This is a genomic window from Streptomyces sp. NPDC031426, assembly GCF_055581585.1.
This window is the reverse complement of sequence record NZ_JBVIJE010000014.1, coordinates 184,673-208,841: the sequence shown is the minus strand read 5'-3', so window position 1 is coordinate 208,841 and position 24,169 is coordinate 184,673. Positions and strand designations below refer to the sequence as shown.

At 71.2% G+C, this 24,169-nt stretch carries 21 protein-coding genes and 2 pseudogenes; 13 read left to right on the top strand and 10 right to left on the bottom strand.

Features of this window, described 5'->3' with window-relative positions; all coding sequences use genetic code 11:
* Positions 1–177: 177 nt before the first annotated feature.
* Positions 178–351: a hypothetical protein gene (locus tag ACZ5NH_RS28010; RefSeq protein WP_468779031.1), complete on the bottom strand. Its 174-nt coding sequence runs from the start codon at positions 349–351 to the stop codon at positions 178–180.
* A 196-nt stretch (positions 352–547) separates the two neighbouring features.
* On the opposite strand from ACZ5NH_RS28010, the gene ACZ5NH_RS28005 reads away from it, so the two are divergent.
* From ACZ5NH_RS28005 to ACZ5NH_RS27990, 4 genes are all read left to right on the top strand, one after another.
* Positions 548–1,102 carry a DoxX family protein gene (locus ACZ5NH_RS28005; RefSeq protein ID WP_468779029.1) on the top strand — a complete coding sequence of 185 codons (555 nt, stop codon included), beginning with the start codon at positions 548–550 and terminating at the stop codon, positions 1,100–1,102.
* A 338-nt stretch (positions 1,103–1,440) separates the two neighbouring features.
* Positions 1,441–1,728, top strand: coding sequence for a hypothetical protein (locus ACZ5NH_RS28000; RefSeq protein ID WP_468779027.1), 288 nt, complete (start codon positions 1,441–1,443; stop codon positions 1,726–1,728).
* A 694-nt stretch (positions 1,729–2,422) separates the two neighbouring features.
* The gene (locus ACZ5NH_RS27995; RefSeq protein WP_468779026.1) at positions 2,423–2,818 is read left to right on the top strand and encodes a hypothetical protein; all 396 of its coding nucleotides are present in this window, start codon (positions 2,423–2,425) and stop codon (positions 2,816–2,818) included.
* A gap of 138 nt (positions 2,819–2,956) precedes the next feature.
* The gene (locus ACZ5NH_RS27990) at positions 2,957–3,790 is read left to right on the top strand and encodes a slipin family protein (protein ID WP_388630271.1); all 834 of its coding nucleotides are present in this window, start codon (positions 2,957–2,959) and stop codon (positions 3,788–3,790) included.
* Here ACZ5NH_RS27990 and ACZ5NH_RS27985 read toward each other — a convergent pair.
* Positions 3,729–4,307 (bottom strand): annotated as a pseudogene (locus ACZ5NH_RS27985) (MFS transporter); the annotation flags it as partial. The gene ACZ5NH_RS27990 and the pseudogene ACZ5NH_RS27985 sit on opposite strands and share 62 nt — an antisense overlap.
* On the opposite strand from ACZ5NH_RS27985, the pseudogene ACZ5NH_RS27980 reads away from it, so the two are divergent.
* From ACZ5NH_RS27980 to ACZ5NH_RS27970, 3 genes and pseudogenes are all read left to right on the top strand, one after another.
* A pseudogene (locus ACZ5NH_RS27980) lies at positions 4,308–4,991 on the top strand (ArsR/SmtB family transcription factor); the annotation flags it as partial.
* Positions 4,988–5,476, top strand: a complete 489-nt coding sequence (locus ACZ5NH_RS27975; protein WP_388630274.1) for a glutathione peroxidase — start codon at positions 4,988–4,990, stop codon at positions 5,474–5,476. The pseudogene ACZ5NH_RS27980 and the gene ACZ5NH_RS27975, both read left to right, overlap by 4 nt.
* Before the next feature lie 84 nt (positions 5,477–5,560).
* On the top strand, positions 5,561–6,427 hold the full coding sequence (locus ACZ5NH_RS27970) for a MerR family transcriptional regulator (protein WP_468779024.1): 867 nt from the start codon (positions 5,561–5,563) through the stop codon (positions 6,425–6,427).
* 119 nt (positions 6,428–6,546) lie between these two features.
* On the opposite strand, the gene ACZ5NH_RS27965 is transcribed toward ACZ5NH_RS27970, so the two are convergent.
* The 3 genes from ACZ5NH_RS27965 to ACZ5NH_RS27955 form a co-directional block, all read right to left on the bottom strand.
* Complete coding sequence (locus tag ACZ5NH_RS27965) at positions 6,547–6,738, bottom strand: DUF397 domain-containing protein (protein WP_468779022.1); 192 nt, start codon at positions 6,736–6,738, stop codon at positions 6,547–6,549.
* A gap of 189 nt (positions 6,739–6,927) precedes the next feature.
* A complete protein-coding gene (locus ACZ5NH_RS27960; protein ID WP_228623226.1) occupies positions 6,928–7,785 on the bottom strand; it encodes a helix-turn-helix domain-containing protein in 858 nt (285 codons plus the stop codon).
* Positions 7,786–8,078: 293 nt separating this feature from the next.
* On the bottom strand, positions 8,079–8,834 hold the full coding sequence (locus ACZ5NH_RS27955; RefSeq protein WP_450982941.1) for a GOLPH3/VPS74 family protein: 756 nt from the start codon (positions 8,832–8,834) through the stop codon (positions 8,079–8,081).
* A 195-nt stretch (positions 8,835–9,029) separates the two neighbouring features.
* On the opposite strand from ACZ5NH_RS27955, the gene ACZ5NH_RS27950 reads away from it, so the two are divergent.
* Both ACZ5NH_RS27950 and ACZ5NH_RS27945 read left to right on the top strand, forming a co-directional pair.
* A complete protein-coding gene (locus tag ACZ5NH_RS27950) occupies positions 9,030–11,708 on the top strand; it encodes a D-alanyl-D-alanine carboxypeptidase (protein ID WP_468779019.1) in 2,679 nt (892 codons plus the stop codon).
* A gap of 311 nt (positions 11,709–12,019) precedes the next feature.
* Positions 12,020–13,900, top strand: coding sequence for an MFS transporter (locus tag ACZ5NH_RS27945; RefSeq protein WP_468779018.1), 1,881 nt, complete (start codon positions 12,020–12,022; stop codon positions 13,898–13,900).
* On the opposite strand, the gene ACZ5NH_RS27940 is transcribed toward ACZ5NH_RS27945, so the two are convergent.
* Positions 13,893–14,744 (bottom strand): hypothetical protein, encoded by an 852-nt coding sequence (locus ACZ5NH_RS27940; RefSeq protein WP_468779016.1) that lies wholly within the window; start codon positions 14,742–14,744, stop codon positions 13,893–13,895. The two genes, ACZ5NH_RS27945 and ACZ5NH_RS27940, sit on opposite strands and share 8 nt — an antisense overlap.
* Positions 14,745–14,818: 74 nt before the next feature.
* Here ACZ5NH_RS27940 and ACZ5NH_RS27935 point away from each other — a divergent pair, with 74 nt between their 5' ends.
* Both ACZ5NH_RS27935 and ACZ5NH_RS27930 read left to right on the top strand, forming a co-directional pair.
* Positions 14,819–15,607: an SDR family oxidoreductase gene (locus ACZ5NH_RS27935; RefSeq protein ID WP_468779015.1), complete on the top strand. Its 789-nt coding sequence runs from the start codon at positions 14,819–14,821 to the stop codon at positions 15,605–15,607.
* Positions 15,608–15,734: 127 nt separating this feature from the next.
* Positions 15,735–17,294, top strand: a complete 1,560-nt coding sequence (locus ACZ5NH_RS27930; RefSeq protein WP_468779013.1) for a sodium:solute symporter family protein — start codon at positions 15,735–15,737, stop codon at positions 17,292–17,294.
* Positions 17,295–17,388: 94 nt separating this feature from the next.
* Here ACZ5NH_RS27930 and ACZ5NH_RS27925 read toward each other — a convergent pair whose 3' ends face one another.
* Together ACZ5NH_RS27925 and ACZ5NH_RS27920 are read right to left on the bottom strand one after the other, a co-directional pair.
* Complete coding sequence (locus tag ACZ5NH_RS27925; RefSeq protein ID WP_468779011.1) at positions 17,389–18,504, bottom strand: ADP-ribosylglycohydrolase family protein; 1,116 nt, start codon at positions 18,502–18,504, stop codon at positions 17,389–17,391.
* Between the two features lie 106 nt (positions 18,505–18,610).
* Positions 18,611–19,348 carry a TetR/AcrR family transcriptional regulator gene (locus tag ACZ5NH_RS27920; RefSeq protein ID WP_451555129.1) on the bottom strand — a complete coding sequence of 246 codons (738 nt, stop codon included), beginning with the start codon at positions 19,346–19,348 and terminating at the stop codon, positions 18,611–18,613.
* A gap of 109 nt (positions 19,349–19,457) precedes the next feature.
* Here ACZ5NH_RS27920 and ACZ5NH_RS27915 point away from each other — a divergent pair, with 109 nt between their 5' ends.
* Positions 19,458–20,483 (top strand): alpha/beta fold hydrolase, encoded by a 1,026-nt coding sequence (locus tag ACZ5NH_RS27915; RefSeq protein ID WP_468779009.1) that lies wholly within the window; start codon positions 19,458–19,460, stop codon positions 20,481–20,483.
* Between the two features lie 21 nt (positions 20,484–20,504).
* Here ACZ5NH_RS27915 and ACZ5NH_RS27910 read toward each other — a convergent pair whose 3' ends face one another.
* A complete protein-coding gene (locus tag ACZ5NH_RS27910) occupies positions 20,505–23,000 on the bottom strand; it encodes a tetratricopeptide repeat protein (protein ID WP_468779007.1) in 2,496 nt (831 codons plus the stop codon).
* An 85-nt stretch (positions 23,001–23,085) separates the two neighbouring features.
* Between ACZ5NH_RS27910 and ACZ5NH_RS27905 the strand changes: the two genes are divergently transcribed.
* Positions 23,086–23,595 (top strand): DUF2165 domain-containing protein, encoded by a 510-nt coding sequence (locus ACZ5NH_RS27905; protein WP_468779005.1) that lies wholly within the window; start codon positions 23,086–23,088, stop codon positions 23,593–23,595.
* Here the strand turns inward: ACZ5NH_RS27905 and ACZ5NH_RS27900 are convergent.
* Positions 23,588–24,151 (bottom strand): hypothetical protein, encoded by a 564-nt coding sequence (locus ACZ5NH_RS27900; RefSeq protein WP_468779003.1) that lies wholly within the window; start codon positions 24,149–24,151, stop codon positions 23,588–23,590. The genes ACZ5NH_RS27905 and ACZ5NH_RS27900 overlap by 8 nt on opposite strands.
* Positions 24,152–24,169 lie beyond the last annotated feature (18 nt).

Below are 24,169 nucleotides of genomic sequence, written 5' to 3'. Positions count from 1 at the left end.
TCGGCGGCTTCGTCCTCGCCACGCGTGAGCACGAAGCCCGGCGGACCTGCCGGGTCCTGTGGAGGTGTACCGGTAGGCATGTCTGGTGGCGCTGGGCCGACCGGCCGGATGAGCCTCTGGGGATCTGCCCGGTGCCGGAGCTGTTCCACTGACATCCACCGCCGGCGCCGCCACAGGCTACGGCGCCCCCGCAGATCCGCGTTCGGCGTGCCCACACCTGCCGAAGACCACGCCGAGGGCGCCGGTCACCAGCGCGAGGCGCACCGATTCGCGGGCGCTCGCCCGAGGGGCCTTGGGCGAGTGCGGTACGGCTCCGTCGTCCGACGCGGTTCCCCGCCGGGGTCCGGCCATGGTGCTCCTCCTCCGTGCGGGCCGCTGAACTGCAGGCCAGGGCAGCGGGGCGGGCGACACCCACCCCATGGCGCAGCCTCCGGCAGGGGCGCCGTCTCGTCTCGAACGGCGCGCGGCGTCCGATGTGCGAGGTCCCTGTTGTTACGGAAGTATCGGTAGGGGCGCCACGCACCCGGCGTCGTACCGGAGCACTCTCATGACGAAGCGCAACACGGGCAGGTCCTCGACTCCCACGCGACCGGCGACCCGGCCGGCCCCGGACCGAGGAGGGTCCGCCGGCGACTGGGGACTTCTGCTGGTGCGGCTGGCCTTCGGACTGTTCATGGCCGGACACGGCTCTCAGAAGCTCTTCGGCCTGTTCGGGGGCCCGGGTCTGACGGCCACCGGCAAGGGGTTCGCCGGTCTGGGCTTCCGCCCGGGGAAGGTGTTCGCGGTGATCGGCGGTCTCTCCGAGTTCCTCGGCGGGCTCGGCCTGGCCGCGGGACTTCTCACACCCCTCGCGGCCGCCGCCCTGATCGGCACGATGATCAACGCCATGGCGACCGTCACGGGGGCCCACGGCCTGTGGGACGTGAACGGTGGCGTGGAGTACAACGTCTGCATCGCCGTCGTCGCCCTGGCCGTGGCGGCGATCGGGCCGGGCCGCCTGGCCCTCGACCGGTTCTTCCCCTGGGGCAGGGGCGGCTGGCTCGAAGCCGGCTTCGCGTTGGGGCTCGGAGGCGTCGCTGCCGCCATCACGCTGGGCCTGTGAGAATTGCGCGAACACCGGCGGCCGAGGTCTGTGCCGGCCCCGAATCACACTCCCGCATTCAGTCCGGAAAAGTGCCCTGGCGCATCAACATGTGGGCAAGTGCCTGTATAGACGGCCATATTCGGAGCATCGCGGACGGCGGTGTAACACCGTAGTGCGGGCGGAACGCAGAAGCAGGAAGAAGCCGGGAGCCGACCCGGCTGCATTTCGGCGCCCCGGCACGGGTGCGCCGATACTGCCACCGCGTCAGAACGTCAGATCGGATTCTTCCTGTGAACAACATCGGCCCGACTCCCGGATACCAGGCATACCACCAGCCCACGGGCCCGGACCGCCCTGTGCGCAGCCGGGACATCACACGGCGTACGGCCGTCGCCATCTGCACGATCGCCGACACCGCGGCGGGACTGCTGGGCCTGTGGGTCCTGTTGTTCCTGCTCGACGCGAACCGCGCGAATATCTTCGTCGAATTCGTGCGGGGCACGGCGGACTGGCTGTCCTGGTGGTCACAGGACATTTTCACGATGCACACAGAGGGTCTACGCGTTGCCCTCAATTGCGGTCTCCCGGCCGTCATGTATCTGCTGATCGGCCACGGGATCGCTGCCCGGCTCAACCGAGCCTGACAGTTGACCGACCGCTTTATCGATCACCATGAAACTGGGCCGACGATGACACACAGCTCACCCGGAAACGATCGCCTGCCGATCTATGAGTACCTGATACGCGAACGCGGTGACGTCGTCGCCGAGGCTCAACTCGCCGCGGAACACACGCACCACCAGGCAGCGGAATTGCTGACCGGACGGGATACGGGTCGACGGGCCCGCCGCCCGGACGACGCCGTCCCCGGAGCCGCTGCGGCCGGCCGGCCGGAGTGGCGCGGGTCGCCGCCGTAGCCGAACCAGGGAAAGCGGACCGACGGGACGAAGACCGCGCTTCCACCCGGCTGGGCTCACGCTGTCACACCCTGGACATATCCGGAATGCCAGTCATGAGAGCTCTCGGTACGTTCATCGAAGGTCGGTCGTCCGGGCCGACGTCCGTGAGACAGAGAGAAGTGACATGGCCCCGCGTACTTTTGCTGTGATCGGCGCCGGAGTAGGCGCGACCGTCCTTGCCGCCGCCGGCATCACCTTCGCCACGACCGCCGGATCCGCCCCGGCATCCCCGTCTGCCCACCGGGCGGCCCACCCGGCAGCCCATCCGGTGGCGCATCCGGCCCACCGGGCGGCCTCTCCTGCCCACCCGGCGGCCCAGCCCGTCCAACAGGCCGCTCCTGCCGCGGCTTCCTCGAACGACACGAAAGCAAGCGGAGAGATGAACGAAGGCCGCGGCGGGAACGAAGGCCGCGGTGGACGCGACAGCGGTGGGCGCGACGGCGGCGGACGTGGCCGCGGTCATTGGGACGGCGGGAGGATCTTCTTCAACGAACGTACCTACTCCGCCTCCGCCGAAGGATGCATCACCGCGGCCAGCGGACTGGGCGCCAGCAGCTTCAGCGTTTTCAACGACAGCCACAGGACCATCGAGGTCTTCCGGGGCTTTAACTGTGACAACGGGGCTCCGGTCGCCGTCGTGGGTCCCCACGGGGAGACCAGTGGCGTGGTGACGAGCACCTTCCACGAGGGCCTGTTCGATCGCGAGGGCCTGTTCAACTTCGGTGACGACAGCGCCGTGGGCAGCTTCCGGGTGGTCTGCGACGACGAGTGGTGACAGCGCCGCCCGCCGCCCTACGCACAGGACCGGGCCGCCGGCGGAACCTTGACGGATTCGTGACGCGGGTGACCGCATCCATCCGGCCACCGCCGGTGTCCTCCCCGGTGTCCGTACCGTTGTGAGGAATGGAGTGCCATGGAAGGCACCGTGGTGGCGGTCGTCGTGGTAGCGCTGTTGGCGCTGCTCGTGCTCAAGAGCGGTATGCGGGTGGTCAACCAGGTGGAGCGCGGGGTCGTGTTCCGGTGGGGCAAGGCCCTGCCGGGCTACCGGCAGCCGGGCATCACCTTCCTGATCCCCTTCGCCGACCGTATGCGCAAGGTCAACGTGCAGGTCGTGACCATGCCCGTGCCCACCCAGGAGGGCATCACCAAGGACAACGTGTCCGTGAAGGTCGACGCGGTCGTCTACTTCCGGGTCACCGACCCGGCGCGCGCGGCCATCGAGGTGCAGGACTACGTCTTCGCCGTCGGCCAGGTCGCCCAGTCCTCCCTGCGGTCCATCATCGGAAAGAGCGATCTGGACGACCTGTTGAGTGACCGGGAGCGGCTGCACGAAGGGCTCGCTCTGATGATCGACAGCCCGGCCGCCGGGTGGGGCATTCACATCGACCGCGTCGAGATCAAGGACGTACAGCTGCCCGAGTCACTGAAGCGGTCCATGTCCCGGCAGGCCGAGGCCGAGCGGGAGCGGCGGGCCCGGGTCATCACCGCCGACGGTGAGTTCCAGGCCGCACAGCAGCTCGCCAACGCCTCCAGGATCATGTCCGACAGCCCGGAGGCCATGCAGCTGCGGCTCCTCCAGACGGTCGTCGAGGTCGCCGCCGAGAAGAACTCGACCCTTGTGATGCCCTTCCCCGTCGAGCTGTTGCGCTACTTCGACCGGACCGTGCAGAAGATCGACGCCGACCTCAGCGTGCCTCGGCAGCAGCAGGCTCCCGCCCCGGCCGCGGAGAGCGCCGAGCAGCCGTAGCGAGCACCAGTGTCACAGCCACCGAGCCCGCCGCCATCACGGTCATCCCGGCGGCGGGCGAGGTGAGTTGGGCCACCGCGCCGGCCAGCGCGGCGCTCACGCCCTGCATGGTCAGCATGCCGGACGAGTGCAGCCCCAGGGCCTGCCCGGCGAGCTCCCCCGGGGTCAGCTCCATCAGCCGCTCCTGCTGCACCAGGCTCGCACCGAAGCCCACCGAGGCGACCGTCACGCACACCGCCGCCACCGGCAGCGGCGAGTGCGCGCAGAACGCCAGGTACGGCGTCGCCAGCAGAAGCAGCAGGGGCGTGGCCAGGCGGCGGCGTACCGCGGGCGGCAGCAGCCGGCCCACCGTCACATCTCCGGCGAACATGCCGAACGCCCCGCAGGCGAACAGGGTGCCCGCGGCGTGCGGCGCGTACGACACGTACAGGGACTCGCAGCCGACGACCAGGCCGTTGGGCAGCCACAGACCCAGATAGGTGAGGCGGCGCGGGCGGGACGACCACAGCAGGGCGTTGTCCTCCTGGAGTGGGTGTGGGAGGCGACGGTACGGCCGTCCTGGGAGCGGCGCCGGCGGGTGCTGGAGGCGGACGTGGTCGCGCGCACCGCGCGGGTGAGCCGGGGCGGCTGGGTGAGCGTGCTGGACGAGCTGCGGCCCGGACGCACCCGTTGGCTCGGCGAGAACCTGCTCCAGATCAGCCTGCACGAGTACCCGCCCCGCGAGATCTCCGGGGCCGAGCTGATCTTCGTACCGGTGACCGTGCAGCGGGCGGGCTGGGTCGCCTGGGACGACGGCGTGCGCTACGCGGCGGTCTACCCGTGCGCCGGCGCCCTGGCCGACGCGGGCATCAGGACCGTCCCGTCCGCGTTGGGCGCGCTTCTGGGTCCGGCCCGGGCCGAGGTCCTGGTCCTCCTCGCCGCCCCCATGAGCACCACCCAGCTCACGGCGGTGACCGGGCAGGGGCTGGGCTCGGTGGGGCGCCATCTGAAGGTGCTCAGGGATGCGGGGCTGGTGGAGCGGCGGAGGGCGGGGCGGTCGGTGTTGTACCGGCGCACAGATGCCGGGAACGTCCTGGTGGAAGCGGTAGGACAGCGCGCCCCAAAGGGGCGCGGGGAACTGCGCGAGCAACCACGACGGACCGGCAGCCAAAAGACGGCCCATGACGGCCCAATCCTCCGAGCGCCTAGCATCCAGTCATGACCAACGTGCTGAATGTCGAAATCGACGCCCTCACCGGCGGCCCCGCCAACCTCGCCCAGTACGCCGGCAAGGCGGTCCTCGTCGTCAACGTGGCCTCCAAGTGCGGCCTCACCCCCCAGTACACCGGCCTGGAGAAGCTCCAGGAGCGGTACGCCGACCGTGGCTTCACCGTGCTCGGCGTGCCCTGCAACCAGTTCCTCGGCCAGGAGCCCGGCACCGCCGAGGAGATCGCGGAGTTCTGCTCGGCGACGTACGGCGTGACCTTCCCGCTCACCGAGAAGGTCGAGGTGAACGGCGAGGGCCGGCACCCGCTGTACGAGCGCCTGGTGGACGTCGCCGACGCCGAGGGGCACACCGGCGACATCCGCTGGAACTTCGAGAAGTTCCTGATCGGCCGGGACGGCACGGTCGTCGCCCGGTTCTCGCCGCAGACCGAGCCCGAGTCCGACGCGATCGTGACCGCCATCGAGGCCCAGCTCGGCTGAGCGGCGCTTGACCTTGCCCCTGGGGCAGAGCCGAGTGTCCCTGTCACCGGGCGGCGGATCCGCCCGGTGACGGAGGATGGCACGGTGGACGACGACCAGCTCACCATCGGCGCGTTCGCCGCGCGGGCCCGGCTGTCGGCCAAGGCGCTGCGCCTGTACGACCGGCTCGGCCTGCTGCGGCCCGCGCACGTCGACGAGACGACCGGCTACCGCTACTACCGCGCCGACCAGTCCGAACGCGCCCGGCTTGTGGCTCTGTTGCGGCAGCTGGACATGCCGCTGGCCCGGATCGCCGAGGTGCTCGGCGCCGAGGGCCCCGAGGCCGCCGACCGGCTGGCCGCCTACTGGGCGGACGTGGAGAGCCGGGTGGCCGGGCAGCGGACACTTGCCGAGTACCTCCGTGGACGGCTGTCTGGGAGGAGCTCCGAGATGTACGAGAGGTTCGCGATCGAGACCGTGGACGTGCCGGCGCAGGTGGTGATCACCGAGTCGCGGCACACGCTGGCGGACGAGCTGCCGACGTGGATCGGGTCGTCGCTGGGCCGGCTGGAGGCGGCGGCGCGGGAGTGCGGGGGCATGACGGGCGCGCCGTTCGTGGTCTACCACTCCGAGGTGTCGATGGAGAGCGACGGCCCGGTCGAGTCCTGTGTGCCGGTGGCCGACGAGGCGGCGGCCCGGGCGTGGGCCGCCGGGCGGGGGAGGGCCTGGAAGACGGCGGTACGGGTGGAACCGGCGGCCCGGCTGGCCTACACCCGGATCACCAAGGCGCAGGTGGCGCATCCGCAGATCCTGGCCGCCTTCGAGGCGGTGGAGCAGTGGATGGCGGCCGAGGGGCTGGAGATGGCCGGTCCCTGCCGCGAGATCTACTGGGCGGACTGGGACGCGTCAGGCCCCGAGGACCCGGTGTGCGACGTGGCGTTCCCGGTGTCGCGAGTCACGAGGGCGGTGTGACGGTACCCCGGAACAGAAGGTGCCCTCTCGGCAAGGACGGCGACCGGTCGAGAGGGCTCTTCTGGTGTGTGAAGTTGTTTTCTTCGAGGGGTTCACTGACGAAGGTCAGGGAGGGCCCCCTAGGCCTTGACCGAGGTCACGAAGGCGTTCCACGCGTCGGCCGGGAAGGCCAGGATCGGGCCCGCGGGGACCTTGGAGTCACGGACGGCGAGTTCGGCGTCGATGGGCGACTTGACCTCGACGCAAGCGCCGTTGCCCGCGGAATAGGAGGACTTCATCCACGTCTCCGAAGCGCCCTGAATCAGTGCCATGTCCACTCCTGTTGCGAGTTGCGGTAGTGCGGTTCACGCCAACCTGGTCGTCTGATTGGCGTGATCGACGCTACCGGGCAACTGCCCTTGCCGGAGTAGTCGTTCACTCAACCGGATGGCATATTCCCGGGGAGCCTTCCATTGGAGTGGACCGGCGGTGTACTATCTGGCGCCCTCCGTGACAGGAGTTCACTCCGCGTACTGTTTGGCCACCTTCGCAATGAACTGCCGGGATTGCTCCACATTGAGGGACTGCGCCCGCAGATGTTCGTACATCACGGCGTACTTCTGCACGTCCTGGGCCTTCTCCAGATACAGGTCACTGGTGACACCCTCCAGGTAGACCACGCTGGAGTCGGCCGCGTCGGCGAACTCCAGGATCGCGTACTGGCCGTTGAGCCCCGGATGCGCGCCGACCTCGAACGGCAGCACCTGCACCGTGACGTGCGGCAGCTGGGACATCTCGATCAGATGGTCCAGCTGCTCCCGCATCACCAGCCTGCTGCCCACGACGCGCTTGAGCGCCGCCTCGTCGAGCACCACCCACAGCCGGAGCGGGTTGTTCTCGGCGGTGATACGTTCCTGTCGGCGCATGCGCACCTGCACACGCTTCTCGATCTCGGCGGTCGACGTCTCCGGCAGCGCGCCCTGCACCAGCGCCTCCGCGTAGGCGCGGGTCTGCAACAGACCGGTCACCAGCTGGGGTTCGTACACCCGCAGCGACTCGGCATCGGTCTCCAGCCCGATGTACACGCTGTACGGGATGTCCCCGAAGGTGTGCCACCACCCCTGCTGCCGGGAGTCCCGGGCCATCTCCATCAGCGAGTCGACGATCCGCTGGTCCTCGACCTCGTACACCCCGCACAGGTCACGCACATCGCGCTGGCTGATGCTTCTCCGGCCGTTCTCCAGCCGGCTGATCTTCGACTGCGACACGAGCAGACGCTCGGCCACTTCCTCGGCCGTCATACCTTTGAGCTCCCGGAGCCTGCGCAGCTCCTGGCCCAGCCGGCGCCGCCTGACGGTGGGATTGACATTGGACGCCACGGGACGTGCACCTCCGGCTGCCTGCCTGTTTGCCTAACACTTTCCGTATCTGCTGCTGAGCAGACTGCCACCAAGGTGCTTTCTACCGCTGGCAAATGGTGGATATGCGGCGCGTACGCGTCAGTTCGCCACGGCTCGCCACCCGATGGTGTGCCCGGACGCAGTCGAGCGGGACGGCGAGGTCCCGGGGAAGGACCTCACCGCCCCGCTCTGACCAGCGGCTCCCGAACGGGTCTGGGCGAACCGGGGTTACGGCCCGAACCGGGGGTACGGCTCGGAACCGCGGTTACGGCTCAGTGGGCCACGGCGCGTGCCATGGATCCGCGGTGCGGCTGCATCGGAACCCCGCGCGCGGGTTCCGCCGCGGACCTGGCGCCTGCCGCACCCTGCCGCCCGGTGGCGGCCGGGCCACGGCGCGGCTGTGCGGCAGCCCCGTTCTGCACGTCCATCACGGCGTGTGCGACAAGACCGCCCATGGGGTCGTGCCGGATCAGATCCCGCAGCCGGGACCGGGACGACCGTCCCTCGTTCCCCGGATACAGGTGCTTGCCGAGTCCGACGGCGTGCGCCAGGGCGGCGAGCGCCGCGGTCCGCGGGTCCGGCGGTACGCCGGTGCGGATCGCGGAATCCAGCCGGGCTCGGATCTCCCGGCTGATCTCGTTGTCCGTCGCCTGATAGCGAGTCGTCGGCAGCACCCCGCACATCTGACCGGCCACGGCATGCACCATGCCGCACCGCTCCAGGTGCGAGAGGTACGTCTGACGGAGCCCCAGCCGGGGTCCGCCGATCCAGTGGACGGCACGCACGGGAGCGCCACGCCTTCGCAGCAACTCCAACGCGCAGTCCAGAGTCGGATCTCCTGTCGGCCGTGGCACCACCACGGCGATACGATCCCCGTCTGGGGCTATCCGTCCGGCCAGCGCCAGCTCCACTAGCTGTGCTCCGGCCAGACCGAGGTCGAGCGACTGCGGCTGCGCAGTGGTACCCGTGGTCGGGTCCAATGCCAGCAACAGAAGCTCCTCCGGAAGTGTTCTGCGGCTCCTGCCCATCCATGCCTCCCCGCGTGGATGAATGACAGGGTGACCCCTCTCACATTGGTCTGTCGAGGGTGCGTGACCGGTTCGTGAGGGAACCGGTAGGTATGTCGTTCTCGTCTACCGCAGGGGCCAAGCCCCCACACAGGACACTGGTACATGGTTCGGACAGGGCGCGCGCGTGGGCGTGCGGCGCATGAGGAGGCATCGGTGGCGGGCGAGTCCCCCGACAGGTCCAAGCAGCGCGAGTCGTCGGCAGAACCGACGTCGGGGAGCGCGGGTCCGGTTCCCGAGGCACGCGATCCGCGCCTCGCCGTCTCCCGGGAAAAGGATTCCTCGCCCCGCGGCGTGGACACCGCGACGCAGATCCTGTCGGTCCGTGACCCGAAGCCCCGCCCCACGGAAGCCTCGCCCGAGGACACCGCCCTCCGCGAGGCGGTCTCAGCCTGGGTCCGCACCGCCGCGCCCACAACTCCCGGCCCGACGGCAACGGATGAGCCGAAGCCGGAGGAGGCTGCGCCCGAGCCCGAGGAGGCCGAGACGAAGGCGAAGGCCGCGGAGGCGGAGGCCGCGGACGCGGACGCGGAGACCGCGGACGCCGAGGCGGAGACCGCGGACGCCGAGGCGGAGACCGCGGACGCCGAGGCGGAGACCGCGGACGCCGAGGCGGAGGCCAACGCGGGCACGGAGACGGACGCTGACGCGGCCTCGGATGCGGACGCGGAGGGGGAGGCGCGCGCCGACACCGACGCCGACCAGAAGGCCGCCGAGGAAGCGAAGACCGAGGCGAGCCCGAAGGCCGAAGCGGAGGCGGACGCGGACCGCGACGCGCAGGCTGACGCTGACCGCGACGCGCAGGCGAAGGCTGACGCGGACGCCGACGCCGGCCGTGACGCCGACGCGGACCGAGACGCGGACGCCGACGCGGATCGAGACGCGGACGCCGACGCCGGCCGTGACGCCGACGCGAACGCTGACGCCGAGGCCGACGCGGACGGCGGCGCCGGGGCTGAGGGCAACGCGGAGGCTGAGGCTGACGTGCCCGGCGATGCGAAGGCAAAGGCCGAGGGCGCAGAGGCGGAGGCCAACGGGGGCACGGAGACGGACGCTGATGCGGCCTCGGATGCGGACGCGGCGGGGGAGGCGCACGCCGACGCCGACGCCGACCAGAAGGCCGCCGAGGAAGCGAAGACCGAGGCGAGCCCGAAGTCCGAAGCCGAGGCGGCGGAGGCCGAGGACGGGCCTGAGGACGCCGACGGTGGGGACGCCCCGCAGGGGTCACCCGCAGCCGACGACGAGACCCGCACGGGTGGTGCGGGCGGGAACGACACGGACGCCGAAGGCGAAGCCGAGGCGGACGACGAGCCGGCCCCCACGCCGGAGGCGGACGCCGTAGATCAGCCCACCACCGTCTTCAAGAAGCCGCCGGTCGATCAGCCGACGACCATGCTCAAGCTGGGCGGCAAGCCGAAGTCCCCCGAGTCCGACTCCGAGCGCACCAGCAAGTTCGTCGCGCTCAAGAACGACATGGCGCCGGCTGCCAAGCCGGACGTCACCACCCCCGTCCCCCACGTCGGCCCCGAGCGCACCACCCAGCAGCCCCTCCCCCCGAAGCCCCCGCTGGACCTCCTGGCGGAGCTGACGAACACGCCCCCGCCCCCGGAGACCGCGGTCCGCACGCTCGTGCGCCGGGTCAAGATCTGGACCCCCCTGGTCCTGCTCCTGGCGATCGTCTTCGCGGTCGTACAGACCCTTCGCCCGCTGCCCGACCCCACCCTCGACCTCACCGCGAAGGACACCTACACCTTCGACGGCGGCAAGGTCGGCATCCCGTGGCCGACCACCGGTCAGGCCGCGCTCGACGTCCAGGGCATCGGCACGTTCGGCTCCTCCGGCGCCCAGAAGCCCGTACCGATCGCGAGTGTCGCGAAGGTGATGACGGCGTACCTCATCCTGCGCGACCACCCGCTCAAGAGCGGCCAGGACGGGCCGAAGATCAAGATCGACAAGCCCGCCGAGCAGCAGTCGGACGCCGGCCAGGAGTCCACCGTCCGCGTCACCGCGGGTGATCGGATCTCCGAGCGCGAGGCCCTGGAGGCCATCCTCCTGCCCTCCGCCAACAACGTGGCCCGGCTGCTCGCCCGCTGGGACTCCGGTTCGGAGCAGGCGTTCACGGAGAAGATGAACGCCGCCGCCAAGAGCCTCGGCATGAGCAACACCAGGTACACCGACCCCTCGGGCCTGACCGCCTCCACGGTCAGCACGGCGGTGGACCAGGTGAAGCTGGCCCGCGCGGCGATGCAGCAGCCCGTCTTCCGCGAGGTCGCGGCGATGATGTCGTACGACGACTACAAGGGCGTCAACCACTCCAACTACAACCGACTGGTCGGCCACAACAACGTCGTCGGCATCAAGACCGGCACCTCGACCGCCGCGCTCGGCAACCTGGTCTTCGCGGCGAAGCAGCAGGTCGGCGGCGAGACGCGGACCGTCATCGGGGCCGTGCTGCGCCAGCCCGCCGGCGGTTTCGACAACACCATCATCAGCGGGGTCCTGGACGCGGGCGACAAGCTGATCCGGGCCGCGCAGGGCGCCCTGAAGTCCGTGACGATCCTGAAGAAGGGCGATGTGGTCGGGTACGTCGACGACGGTCTCGGCGGCCGTACCCCGGTCGTGGCGACGCAGGACGTCACGGCGGCCGGCTGGTCGGGGCTGAAGGTGAAGCTGTCCTTCACCTCCGGCAGGCTGCCGCACACCGCGAAGGCCGGCACCCAGGTCGGCTCGCTCACCGTGGGTGACGGTTCGGCCGGCGCCGTCAAGGTGCCGGTGGCCCTGCAGAAGGATCTGACGGAGCCCGGCTTCGGCGCCAAGCTGACCCGTCTGGGCTGAGTCCGCACCCCGGCCGTCACCAGCACGCACCCCGCCGACGGAGGCCCGCGGCGGCGCGAGTGAGCCGAAGGGGCGCGCCGGTGCCGGGAGTGTGACCGCGCGGAGGCCCGAAGGGGTGAGCACGGTCGCACTCCCGGCACCGGCTGAAGCGCCCCGGAGGCGAGCCGCGCCACAAAAGGCGCGCGTGCTAGCGTCACGAATCGGGGCAGGTCGCCGGTCACGGGGCATGGCCGCGAACTGGACGGGAAGCAGCCGGGAACACCGTGGAACACGGCCGAGAACAGAAGACGGGACACGGGGAGTGCCTTCAGGTGGCCACAGCCGAGCCGACACGCGCCGACGACGCCGATCCGGGGCCGGGATCCGGCCCGCGAATACGCCTGTCCGAGCCTGACCGGGACGGTCGCGGGGATCACACCGGCCACCCGGACGGCCGTACCGGCAGTGAGCACCTCGACGCGCCCGTCGGCAGACTCGCGCGCCTTCTCGCCGCCGCCGAACCCCTGCGGCAGCGGCTGCTGAGGCACCCCGTGCTGTCCGTGACGACCCTCGCGGGGGTCCTGCACATCGTCTGGTTCTTCACGTTCGCGAACAGTGGTGGCGATCTCGCGGCGCAGGACGCCTGGGCCGAGTTCGTCGGCCGGCACCCGGACTCGGCGTACAACCTGGCCTGGTACGGCGGCATGCACCCGGTGTCGTACAGCGTGGTGTCGCCGTATCTGATGGCGGTGCTCGGTGTCCGTACGACGATGATGATTGCCGGGACCGTGTCGGCGGGGCTGCTGACGCTGGTCCTGATCCGCAGCCGCGCGGTGAAGAACCCGCTGTGGGCCTCGCTCGCCGGGGTCTTCGCGTTGCTGTGCAACGCGATCTCCGGTCGGGTGACCTTCGGGCTCGGCACGATGTTCGCGCTCGGCGCCGTCGCGGCCGTCTTCTGCTGGCCGTACCGGTGGCGGCACAAACGCTGGGCGAAGGCGGCGGCGGCCGCCCCGCTGGCCGGGCTCTCCACCATGGCCTCGCCCGTCTCGGGCCTGTTCGTCGGGCTGGTCGCGGTCGCGCTGTTCCTGCAGAAGCGGCGGCCGGGCGCCTGGGCGCTGGGGCTCGCCCCGGCGGTGGTGGTCGCCGCCTCGTACTTCCTCTTCCCGTTCTCGGGCACCCAGCCGATGACGATCGGCTCGGTGATCCTGCCCCTGCTGTACGGCCTGCTGTGCCTGTTCCTCGCGCCCAGGCAGTGGGTGACGGTCCGGCTGACGGCGGCCGTCTACAGCGTCGGCGTGGTGCTGGTGTGGCTGATCAGCTCGCAGATCGGGTCGAACATCTCCCGGCTGCCGATGCTGTTCGCGGGTGCGGCGCTGGTGGCCGCGCTGCCGTTCACGGTGCCGAAGTCCCGCAAGTGGTACACGACCGTGCTGGCGCTCCTCGGCTTCGCCGGCTGGATCGGCTTCAAGTCGGTGGACGACATCATCCACACGACCCCGGCCGCGTCCTGGGCCCGTGAGCTCGCCCCGCTCGTGCACCAGCTGCAGAAGGCCGGCGCCGAGAAGGGCCGCGTCGAGGTGGTCCCGGCCCGCTCGCACCGGGAGGCCTCCGCGCTCGCGCCGTACGTCAACCTGGCGCGCGGCTGGAACCGGCAGGCCGACATGGAGCGCAACCCGCTCTTCTACGACGACACCCTCAACTCCGCGAACTACCACGAGTGGCTGCAGCGCTGGGCCGTCCACTTCGTCGTCCTGCCGAAGGACAACCCGGACGGCGACGGCGGCGAGCGGGAGCGGGAGCTGCTGCGGCGCGGGATGCCGTATCTGACGCAGCTGTGGGGCGACGCCAACTGGCAGCTGTTCCGGGTGACCGATCCGACGCCGCTCGCCGAGCCCGACGCGGTGGTGGACCGGGCCGAGCAGGGTGAGATGACGCTTCAGGTGCGCAAGGCCGGGCGGATCCTGATCAGGATCCCCTACTCGCCCTGGCTGAGCATCGTCGACGAGCACGGGAAGAGCCTGAAGCCGCCGCAGCCGGTCTCCTCCGGCCCGCCGAAGCGGTACCGGAACGTAAACGGGTGTCTGACGGAGACGTCTCAGGACGCGAACGGGGACAAGTGGACGATGCTGATCGCACCGCGGGCCGGCACGTACCGGCTGGCCGCGCCGTACCAGCTGCCGCGCGGCACCCCCTGCCCGGACGAACTCAAGTAGAGCCGCGCAGCTCGGCGACGTAGGCGTCCGTGCCGGGAATCGTCGGGATGAACGGCGCCACCAGCTCCACCCGCCCGAGCCCCGGGCCGGCGGCGACCTCCGTGTCCAGGCCGGTGAAGTGCTGCTCCCAGCACTCCCGTGGGTCGGCCTCCAGGAACCACAGCAGGGTCACCCGCGTGTCCACGCCCTCGACCTGCTTGACGTAGGTCATGCGGTCGCCCGGCAGGGGGGTGGGCCGGAAGACCGTGACCATGGCCGCCGGGGAGCCTGCGAGGCGGTGGGGCAGGTGCCGGGCGCGCAGCCACTCCACCAGTTCGGCCCGCTGCTGCGGCGACTCGGCGTCGATCACCTCCAGGACCAGCCCGGCGTACGGGTGGTCGAGGGCGTGGAAGTCGCGCGGGCCCGCCGCGCCGTCGCGGTAGACGGTCGTCTCGTGGTCCTGGAAAGCCGTGAAGACGTGGGTGCGGGCGTGGTGGACGCGGGCGTCGCGGTTGAGGCGCTTGTTGATGGCCACGGTCCACTTCATGTGGTCGTCGTAGCGGCCGTCGGTGATCCAGTAGGTGGAGAGGTAGCAGCCGGCCGTGACGGGCTGGGCGACGGCCGACTTCTCGGGGTACCGCAGGAGCTGCAGATCCCGGGTCGCGACCCAGCGGCGTCCCGCGTACATCCAGGGCATGGCCATCGCGCCGGCGTAGTAGTGGTCGTCCTCGTACCAGCGGTTGTAGGCGTACTCGTGGCCCGGGTGCGGCTCGACCATGGTGATCAGGGCGTGGCCGGGCCGGACGCCGTACGGTCCTGCGGCGGCCAGTTCGGCGTACGTCTCGCTGCGGGTGTCCTCGCCCATGCGGTTCCCCTTTCCTGCGCCGGCCCCTACTCTGACGCTCCGTCAGACAAAGCGCCATACCGCGGGAGGCACCGATGTCCCTGCTCGCAGGCAAGACAGTGGTCGTATCGGGAGTGGGCGCCGGGCTCGGTCACCAGGTCGCCGCGGCCGTCGTACGGGACGGCGGGAACGCGGTGCTCGGGGCGCGGACCGAGGCGAACCTCGCCAAGAGCGCGGCGGAGATCGATCCGGGTGGCGGGCGCACGGCGTACCGGGCGACCGACATCACCGACGAGGGGCAGTGCGCGGCGCTGGCGGCGCTGGCGCGGGAGCGGTTCGGCGGCATCGACGCGGTGGTCCATGTCGCGGCCTGGGACTCCCTTTTCGGCGGGCTGGAGGACGCGGACTTCGCGACCTGGCAGTCGGTCGTCGACGTGAACCTGCTGGGCACGCTCCGGATGACGCGGGCCTGTCTGCCGGCACTGAAGGGGGGCGGGGGCGGCTGCGTGGTCTTCATCGGGACGCAGTCGGCGGTCGCCGCTCCCTCGCAGGTGAAGCAGGCGGCCTACGCCGCGTCCAAGGGGGCGCTGACCAGTGCGATGTACTCCCTGGCGCGGGAGCTCGGGCCGTATCGGATCCGGGTCAACACCGTCCTGCCGGGCTGGATGTGGGGGCCGCCGGTGCAGGCCTACGTCCGGTTCACCGCACAGACGGAAGGGGTGCCGGAGGCGGAGGTGCTGGGGCGGCTGACGGAGCGGATGGCACTGCCGGAGCTCGCGACGGACGGGGACGTGGCGGATGCCGCCGTGTTCCTGTCCTCGGACCGGGCGCGGGCCATCACCGGGCAGTCGCTGCTGGTCAACGCCGGAGAGCTGATGCGTTGAGGGAACTCGCCCCGCAGGTGGATGCGTTCATGTAGATGAACCTGAATCATCAAGTCGAACATTTTTACGTTGACTTGACCTTACTCTTGCTTGTCGCGTTCATGTGACCGCACCCACGATCGAGCACATGAACAGTCTCGACTGGGCCGTACTCATCGGCTACTTCGGTGTGATGGTCGCGATCGGCGTCTGGTCGCACAAGCGCGTGGACAACGTTTCCGACTTCTTCACGGCCGGCGGCAAGATGCCCTGGTGGCTGTCCGGCATCTCGCACCACATGTCGGGCTACAGCGCGGTCATGTTCACCGGGTACGCCGGCATCGCCTACACCTACGGCGTCACCTCCTTCGTCACCTGGTCCTTCCCCATCGCGCTCGGCATCGCCATCGGGTCGAAGCTGTTCGCGCCCCGTATCAACCGACTGCGCTCCCGGCTCCATGTGGCCTCCCCGCTGGAGTACCTGAAGAACCGTTACAACCTGTCCACCCAGCAGGCGCTCGCCTGGTCCGGCATGCTGCTGAAGATCGTGGACGTGGGCGCCAAGTGGGCGGCGATCGCCACCCTGTTGTCGGTCTTCACCGGGGTCACCCTGAACCAGGGCATCCTCATCACCGGTGCGATCACGGCCGTGTACTGCACGATCGGCGGCCTTTGGGCGGACGCCCTGACCGAACTCGGCCAGTTCGTCATCCAGTTGCTCGCCGGCGTCTCGATGTTCATCGCCGTCGTACTGAAGCTGAACGACAAGCACATCGGCTTCCTCGACGCCTGGAACCAGCCCGCGCTGCACGGCCACGGCAAGCCCCTGGTCGGGCCGTACGGCACGGTGTTCCTCCTCGCCTTCCTGTTCATCAAGCTCTTCGAGTACAACGGCGGCATGCTCAACCAGGCGCAGCGGTACATGGCGACGGGCAGCGCCTACGCGGCCGAGCGGTCGGCCCGGCTGTCGTCCGCGCTGTGGCTGGTCTGGCCGGTGGTGCTGTTCTTCCCGATGTGGATGTCCCCGCTGCTGGTCCACGCGCAGAAGCCGGACGGCTCCGACTCCTACGGCCTGATGACCGAACAGCTGCTGCCGCACGGCCTGCTGGGCCTGGTCGTCGTCGGCTTCTTCTCCCACACGATGGCCATGTGCTCCTCCGACGCGAACGCGATCGCGGCGGTGTTCACCCGTGACGTGTCGCCGGTGCTGTCCGCTCGGGCGCGGGCGTGGGGACAGCGGTCGGGGCTGATCGCCGCCCGCGTCACGACGGTCGTCTTCCTGGCCCTGTCCATGGCGGTGGCGACGCAGGTCAACTCGCCCACGCTCAAGGACATCATCACGGTGGTCATCAAGTGGGTGGCCGGCCTGATGGGCCCCATCGCGATCCCGATGATGCTGGGCCTGCTCCGTCCGTTCCGCCGCTCCGGCCCGACGGCGGCGCTGACCAGCTGGGCGGCGGGTCTGCTGGCGTTCTGGCTGGTGAACTACCCCATCAACTGGAACGTCTCCGGCGGGTTGCCGCTCCAGTACCAGGTCTCGGTGCCGCTGGCGGTGTCCCTCGTCCTCTACATCGTCATCGGCTATGTGAAGCCGGAGGACACTCCCGAGCGCCTGGCGATCATCGAGAAGGTGAATTCGGACGGGGATGCAGTGGCGGCCGTGCCGGTCCCTGCGGGGGCGGGGGACGACGTGGTGGGAGCGCCGTAGGGGTTGCTGCCGGGATTCGGGTGCGGCTCCGTCGTGGTCACTCGCGCAGTTCCCCGCGCCCCTGGCGAGTTGCAGCGAACCTCGGCTTCGTGGCTCACGCCCGCGGATACCGGGCCAGCCACCCCGGCGACGAGCCGGCGGGCCCGTGCAGGGCCGGGCCCTGGGTCATCTCCATCGCGAAGTCGTCGGCGAGTTCCAGCACCGTCGGCCGGCCCTCCAGCTCCGCCACCCAGGCAGGGGGGAGGGCCGTTTCGCCGTGGAGGGCGCCGAGGAGGCCGCCGGTGAGGGCGCCGGCCGCCGCCGACGGGCCACTCTGGTTCACCGCCAGGCACAGCCCGTGCCGCATGTCCTCCCCCACCAGCGCGCAGTACACCGCCGCCGCCAGCAGCCCGTCCGCCGTACCGTCGCCCGCCAGTTCCTCCACCCGCGTCGGGCTCGGGATCCCCTGCCGTACCGCCCCGAGGGCGTGCTGCAGGGCGTCCGAGACGGGCTGGTGGCCGGGCCGGGCGGCGAGCAGGGCGAGGGTCCGCTGCACGGCACCGTCCAGGCTCTCGCCCCGGGCCAGCGCATGCACGATCACGGCGTACGCGCCCGCCGACAGGTAGGCGAGGGGGTGCCCGTGGCTCTGCGCGGCGCACTCCACCGCGAGCTGCGCGACGAGCTGCGGCTCCCAGCCGACCAGCAGTCCGAAGGGCGCGGACCGGGCCACCGCCTCCGGTCCCAGCTCGCCGGGGTTCTTCGGTGCCTCCAGCGTGCCCATGACCTCGTCGCCGAACCCGACGAGCAGCGCCCGGCTCGGATCCCGGCGGGCGTACAGCCACTCCTCACGGGCCAGCCAGCCGTCGTCCTTGCGGCGCTCGTCGGGCCCCCAGTCCCGCTGGGTGGCGGCCCAGCGCCGATACGCCCGGTGCAGATCGGTCGGCGGATGCCAGGCGCCGGTGTCCCGGCGGACCTGGGCCCTTATCAGCCCGTCCACGCTGAACAGGGTGAGCTGGGTGTGATGGGTGACCGTGCCGCGCCGCCCGTGTCCGAAGGCCAGGTCGAGCAGGCCCTCGGGGCCGTACGCGGCCCGGATCTCCTCCAGGGACAGCGGGTCGGCGGGCCCGCCGAGCGCGTCGCCCACGGCGACCCCGAGCAGGGTGCCGCGCACCCTGCTGCGGAAGTCCTGCTGCTCGGATCGGCCCCAGACGGCGCCGGATGTCGCACTCACTCAGACCTCCTCACGGCACCGTCCGCCCGTACGACGCTCAGCACTGTAATCGACGGAGAACGATCCGTTCACAGGGGCAAATCACCCCCCAGGGGTCATTCCCGCGTCATTCCCGCCCGGCCATGAGCGCTTCGACTCCGTCGAGGATCCGGTCGAGCCCGAAGTCGAGCGGGTCGGTGCCGGTCGGTTCGAAGGCGCCGTCGGCGATGGCCCGGGTGAGGGCCGGGAACCGGTCCGCGTGGCGTTCGAGCACCTGGCCGGTGAGGCGGTTCCATTCCCGGTCCCCGTCCGCGTCGAAGTCGGCCGTCTGCTGGGCGAGGCTGCGCACCAGACCGACGACCAGGACGAAGACCTGGTGCCGCTGGACCGCCGACAGGCCGGTCGGCTCCAGCACCGCGTGCGCCGCGTCCAGCCAGCCGAGCTGGTGCGGGCCCATGACCTGGCGGCGCATCGCGGTGGCGGCGAGCGCCCAGGGATGGGCCCGGTAGAGGTCCAGGCACCGGCGGGCCCACAGCCGTGTCCCGGCCCGCCAGTCGCCCTCGGCGGCGGAGAGGTCGGGGACCTCGGCGAGCATCGACTCGATCATCAGCTCGACCAGCTCCGCCTTGCCGGGCACATAGCGGTAGAGCGCCATCGCCGAGACGCCGAACTCGGCGGCGACCTTGCTCATCGAGACCGCGTCCAGCCCCTGGGCATCGGCCAGTTCGACGGCCGCCGCGGCGATGCGCTGCGGGGACAGCGTCGGCTTGGGGCCGCGCGTGGGCTGCCCCTGTTCTCCCCACAGCAGCGCGAGGACCGCCCGCGGATCGCGGTCCTGTTCCTGCCGGCTCTTCCGCCCGCCCATGGTGTTCCTCCCGATCGCCGCGCCGCGAAGCCCGTTGACTCCGCCAGACAACTGTATATATCGTAAACACATCGAACAGCTGATGGTATAAACAGTTTAGGGGAACACCATGCTGCTCACCTACCGGGCCCTCAAGCGCCGCGCCCTCGCCAGGAAGCTCACGATCACCACCCCGAACGGCATCGACGAGTCGTCGTACGTCCGCATCGGCGGCATCGACCAGTGGATCTCCGTCCGCGGCGAGGACCGGGCCAACCCCGTGATCCTGGAGATCCACGGCGGCCCCGGCGCCTCCAACCTGATCTTCACCCCGCGCACCCGCGCCTGGGAGCGGCACTTCACGATCGTCCGCTGGGACATGCGGGGCGCCGGCAAGACCTTCGCGGCGGGCGGCCCGGAAGGCCAGGGCGAGCTGACCCTCGACCGCCTCTACGAGGACGCCCTCGAGGTCACCGACCACATCCGCACCCGCCTGAACGTGGACAAGGTGATCCTCCTCGCCAACAGCTTCGGCACGGTCATCGGCCTGCGCCTGGCCCGTGACCACCCCGAGCGGTACTCGGCGTACGTCGGCACCGACCAGAACATCGTCGGCGGGGACCGGGACACCTCCGCCTACGAGGCGCTGCTGGCCCGCCTGGAGACGGCGGGCCGGAAGAAGCAACTGGCGAGGATGACCGCCATCGGCCCCGACCGGTCGGCCTGGTCGGCCCACGAATGGGCGGAGTACGCGAAGACGGTGGTGACGACCGACCCCCTCACCTACGACACCATGAAGACGGTCGTCATCCGCTCCCTCTGGTTCTCCCCCCTGCACACCCTCCGCGACCTGCGCACCTACCTGAAGGCCCAGACCTTCTCCGAAACGCTCGGCCCCCAGGCGATGACGATCGACGAGTACGCCGAGGGCACCGCCTTCCGCCTCCCCTTCTTCGTCTTCCAGGGCGAGAGCGACGTCCTCACCCCGCCCGAACCGGCCCGCCGCTTCCACGAGTCGGTCACGGCCCCGGTGAAGGACTTCGCCCTGATCGCCGAGGCAAGCCACTTCGCGTCCTTCCGCCACCCCGACCACTTCCTGGACCTGCTGCTGACCAAGGTGCGGCCGGTGGTGGCGGGGGACGCGGCGGTGTACTGAGGACGGGGCGTCGGGGCCGGGTCAGTTGACCGAGGACGGGTGGTGGCGCGGGGGTGGGGGCTCCGGCGCGGAGAGGCGGGCGGCGTGGGACTCGTCCGCCTCGGCCAGGGCCTCCGCGCCGAGTCGCCGGTGCACCTCCGCCCGGCGGTGCAGCGCCCAGACGTAGACCGGGTTGAGCGCCAGGGCGCGGTCGAGGTCGGCGAGGGCCTCCTGGAGGCGGCCGAGGTTGGCGTAAGAGGCACCCCGGCTCGCGTACGCCGAGGCGTAGTCGGGGTCCAGGGCGAGCGCGCGGTCGTAGTCGGCGAGCGCCTCCTCGTCCCGGCCGGCCACCCGGAGCGCGTCGCCGCGTTCGCAGCGGCCCCAGGCCCAGTCCGGCTGGAGGGCGAGGGCCCGGTCCAGGTCGGCGAGCTGCCGGGCGCGGTCCCGGCGGGCGCGCCAGAGACGGGCCCGGCGGGCGAGCGCCCACGCGTAGTCGGCGTTGAGATCGAGCGCCCGGTTCAGATCGGCGTGCGCCTCGTCCAGCTCGCCGAGGGCCAGGCGGGCGGCGCCCCGGGAGGCCCAGGCGAAGGCCTGGCCGGGGTCGAGCCGGATCCCCTGGTCGAGGTCGGCCACCGCCTCCTCGTACCGGCCCAGGATCCGCAGGTGCTCCCCGCGCAGGAACATGTTGTACGGGTTGTCCGGCTCCAGCTCCAGCACCCTGCGCAGGTCCTCCAGGGCCCCCCGGTAGTCGCCGAGCGAGCTGCGCGCCAGGACCTTGCCCCGCAGGGCCCGCACCAGCGAGGGGTCGACGGCGAGGGCCCGGTCGTACGCGTCCAGCGCGGCCTGCTGGTCGCCGCCGCGCGCCAGGGCGTCGCCCCGGACCGCGTACGCCGTCGCCCGCCAGGGCTCCTCGCCCCGCGCCCGGTCCAGCAGCACACCCGCCACCCCGGTCTCCGCGTCCGCCGCGAACGCCTCCGCCAGCGCGTCTCCCCAGCCCGCCAGGCTCCGCGCGCCCGTGGCACCCGTGTCCTCGCCCGCCTCGACGAGCAGCCGCACCCAGCGCCACAGGACGTCGTCCCCGTGGTCGCAGGCGGTGACGACGTCCGCCAGCACGGCGGGCAGTGCGGCGCGGGGATCCGCGCAGAGCGAGTGGTAGGACTCGGCCAGGCGCAGCTCCCGCCAGTCCTCCTCCCTCCAGAACTCCCCCGGTTCCAGGGCGGCTTCGGTCTCCGTGCGCCATCCCGCGAACGTCCGCGCGAGCCGCCGGTGCCGCTCGGCCCAGCTCCGCGGCGACTGCCGACGCTGCAGCCGCAGCATCGGCGCCCGCACGAGATCGTGGTACCGCATCCGGTCCCCGCGCCCGCTCACGAACGGCATGCTCTGCAGCCACGCGTACAGCCCGTCGAACTCCTCCTCCGGGCACTCGACCACGGCCCGGAACACATCCGCGTCCAGCGTCCGGGGCAGCGCGCAGGCCAGCGCGGTGGCCCGGTGCACGGGGTCCTGCTCCCACTTCAGGAACCGCTCCACGGCCGTTCCGCTGGGGTCGCCCACGTCCTGCGGGTCGGCGGGGCGGGTCTCGGCCAGGGTGGAGACGAGCACCGGCAGGCCCCCGGTCAGCCGCAGCACCTCGGCGACGACTGGTTCGTCCCGGACGCCCTTGTCCGCGAGGAGTCCGCGCGCCTCCGTCTCCGTGAACGGGCCGAGCGGCACGTCCGCCACGAAGTCCGCGAACCCGGCCCAGCGGGCGGGGGCGAGCGGGAGCTGGCCCGCGGTCACCAGGACGACATTGGCCGGCAGGGTGCCGTGCCGGTCCGTCGTCATGATCTCGTGCAGCCAGCCGTCCAGGAACGCGCCCGTGCGCTCGTAGGTGTCGAAGAGCAGGACGATCCACGGTGCGGCGGAGGCGGAGGCGGCCAGCTCGCCCAGCAGCGCCGGGGTCAGGACCCGCTCCGGAGACAGCACCAGGCGCACGTCCTCCTGGTTGCGCAGCCGAGCGCTGAGTCCGGCCCGCAACCGGTCGGCGCTCTGGGCGAGTTGGGCCGCGTCCAGCGCGCCGGCGAACGGTCCGACGCCCGGCACCATGCCGAGCCCGACGAGCCCGGCCCGCGCCACCGCCAGCGCACCCGCCGACGGGTGCGGCGCCGACTCCGGGTCGAGGGCGAGCGCGGCAGCCTCCGCCTCGTGCCGCCGTTCCCGGTAGGCGGCCAGCAGCCGCTCCAGCTCCTTGCACCGATGACCCTGCCGGCCGAGCTGGTCGCAGATCGCCGCCATCGCCTCCGGCACGCTCCCGACGCTCTCGTCCACGTATGCCGTCAGCGCCCCGCGCTCGCGCGCGATCTGCTCCAACTCCCGCACCAGGAAGGTCTTCCCGACGCCCGCGTTGCCATGGATGTGAAAGAGGAAGCGGTGGCGTTCGTCCTCGGGGGGTACGTCCAAGTTGGCGCGGAAAGCCGCCCGTTCATCGCTCCGTCCGACGAACCCCGCCCGTCTGCGCCGCCCGATCAGCTCCTGCATCGACGGCCGTGCCTGCGCCATCCGTCCGCCCCTCCCGCAGCCCGCACTCCCATTCTGGCGCAATGACCACGCGATAAGCGGGCGTTGGGCGGGGGAGAATCCAGCCATGACCACCAACCCCCCACGTCACACCGGCCTCGGCCTCGCCGCCGGCGTGCTCACCGGCATCCTCGCCCTCTACATAGCCCTGGTCGCCCTCGGGAACATCACCGACTTCGGGACGAACCAGCAGTTCGTCCGGCATGTGCTGGCGATGGACACGACCTTCCACGACAAGAACCTGATGTGGCGGGCGATCACCGGCACCGGCCTTCAGGACACCGCGTACGTCCTCATCATCGCGTGGGAGACGGTGGCGGCCCTGGTGCTGATCCGGGGCACGTACCTCTGGGCGCGACGCAAGGACGACGACCTCGCGCGGCGCTGGTCCACCTACGGGCTGCTGATGCTGCTGCTGCTCTTCGGCGCCGGGTTCATCGCGATCGGGGGTGAGTGGTTCTCGATGTGGCAGTCCAAGACCTGGAACGGGCTGGAGGCCGCTACCCGTGTCTTCCTGCTCGCCGGGGTCGCCCTGATCGTGAACCAGCTACCGGCCCGCCGGGTGGACGCTAGTTGACGACCGCCACCCTGGTGCCCTGATCGCCGAAGGACCACAGGGCGGCGCCGTCCTCCTTGTGCATCCGGATGCCGCCCAGCTTCTTGCCGTCCGCCGGGGGCGGCGAGGAGCCGTCCAGGGCGTTGGAGAAGGCTATGTTCACGCCCTGCACCTTGGTGAAGTACATGATGTGCTCGATCTGCACGCCGTCCGAGCCCCTGAGGGACTGGGTACGCAGGGTGATCGAGTAACGGCCGGGCTGCGGGCTCACCGTGCCCGGCCACACCGTGAACGTCCGGGACGCCTTGCCCGTCGCGTCGACCAGCCACACCCGCTTCTCGCCGAGCGAGTACACGATCCGGCGGCCCTCGCCCGACGCGTCCGGCAGCGCGGGCGGGGCCGTGGAGTGCGGCGCGGCGGAGCCGTGGGCGCTCGCCGTCGCCGACGGGCGCGGCCCGGCCACGGCGGCCGTGGGTCGCGGCCCGTGGTCCGCCTGTACGGCGAGGGCGACGACGGCCGCGGTCGCGCCTGCCGTCAGGCCGGTGACCCAGGCCCAGGAGGGCAGTCGGGCAGCCACGGGTACGCATCTCCTCCG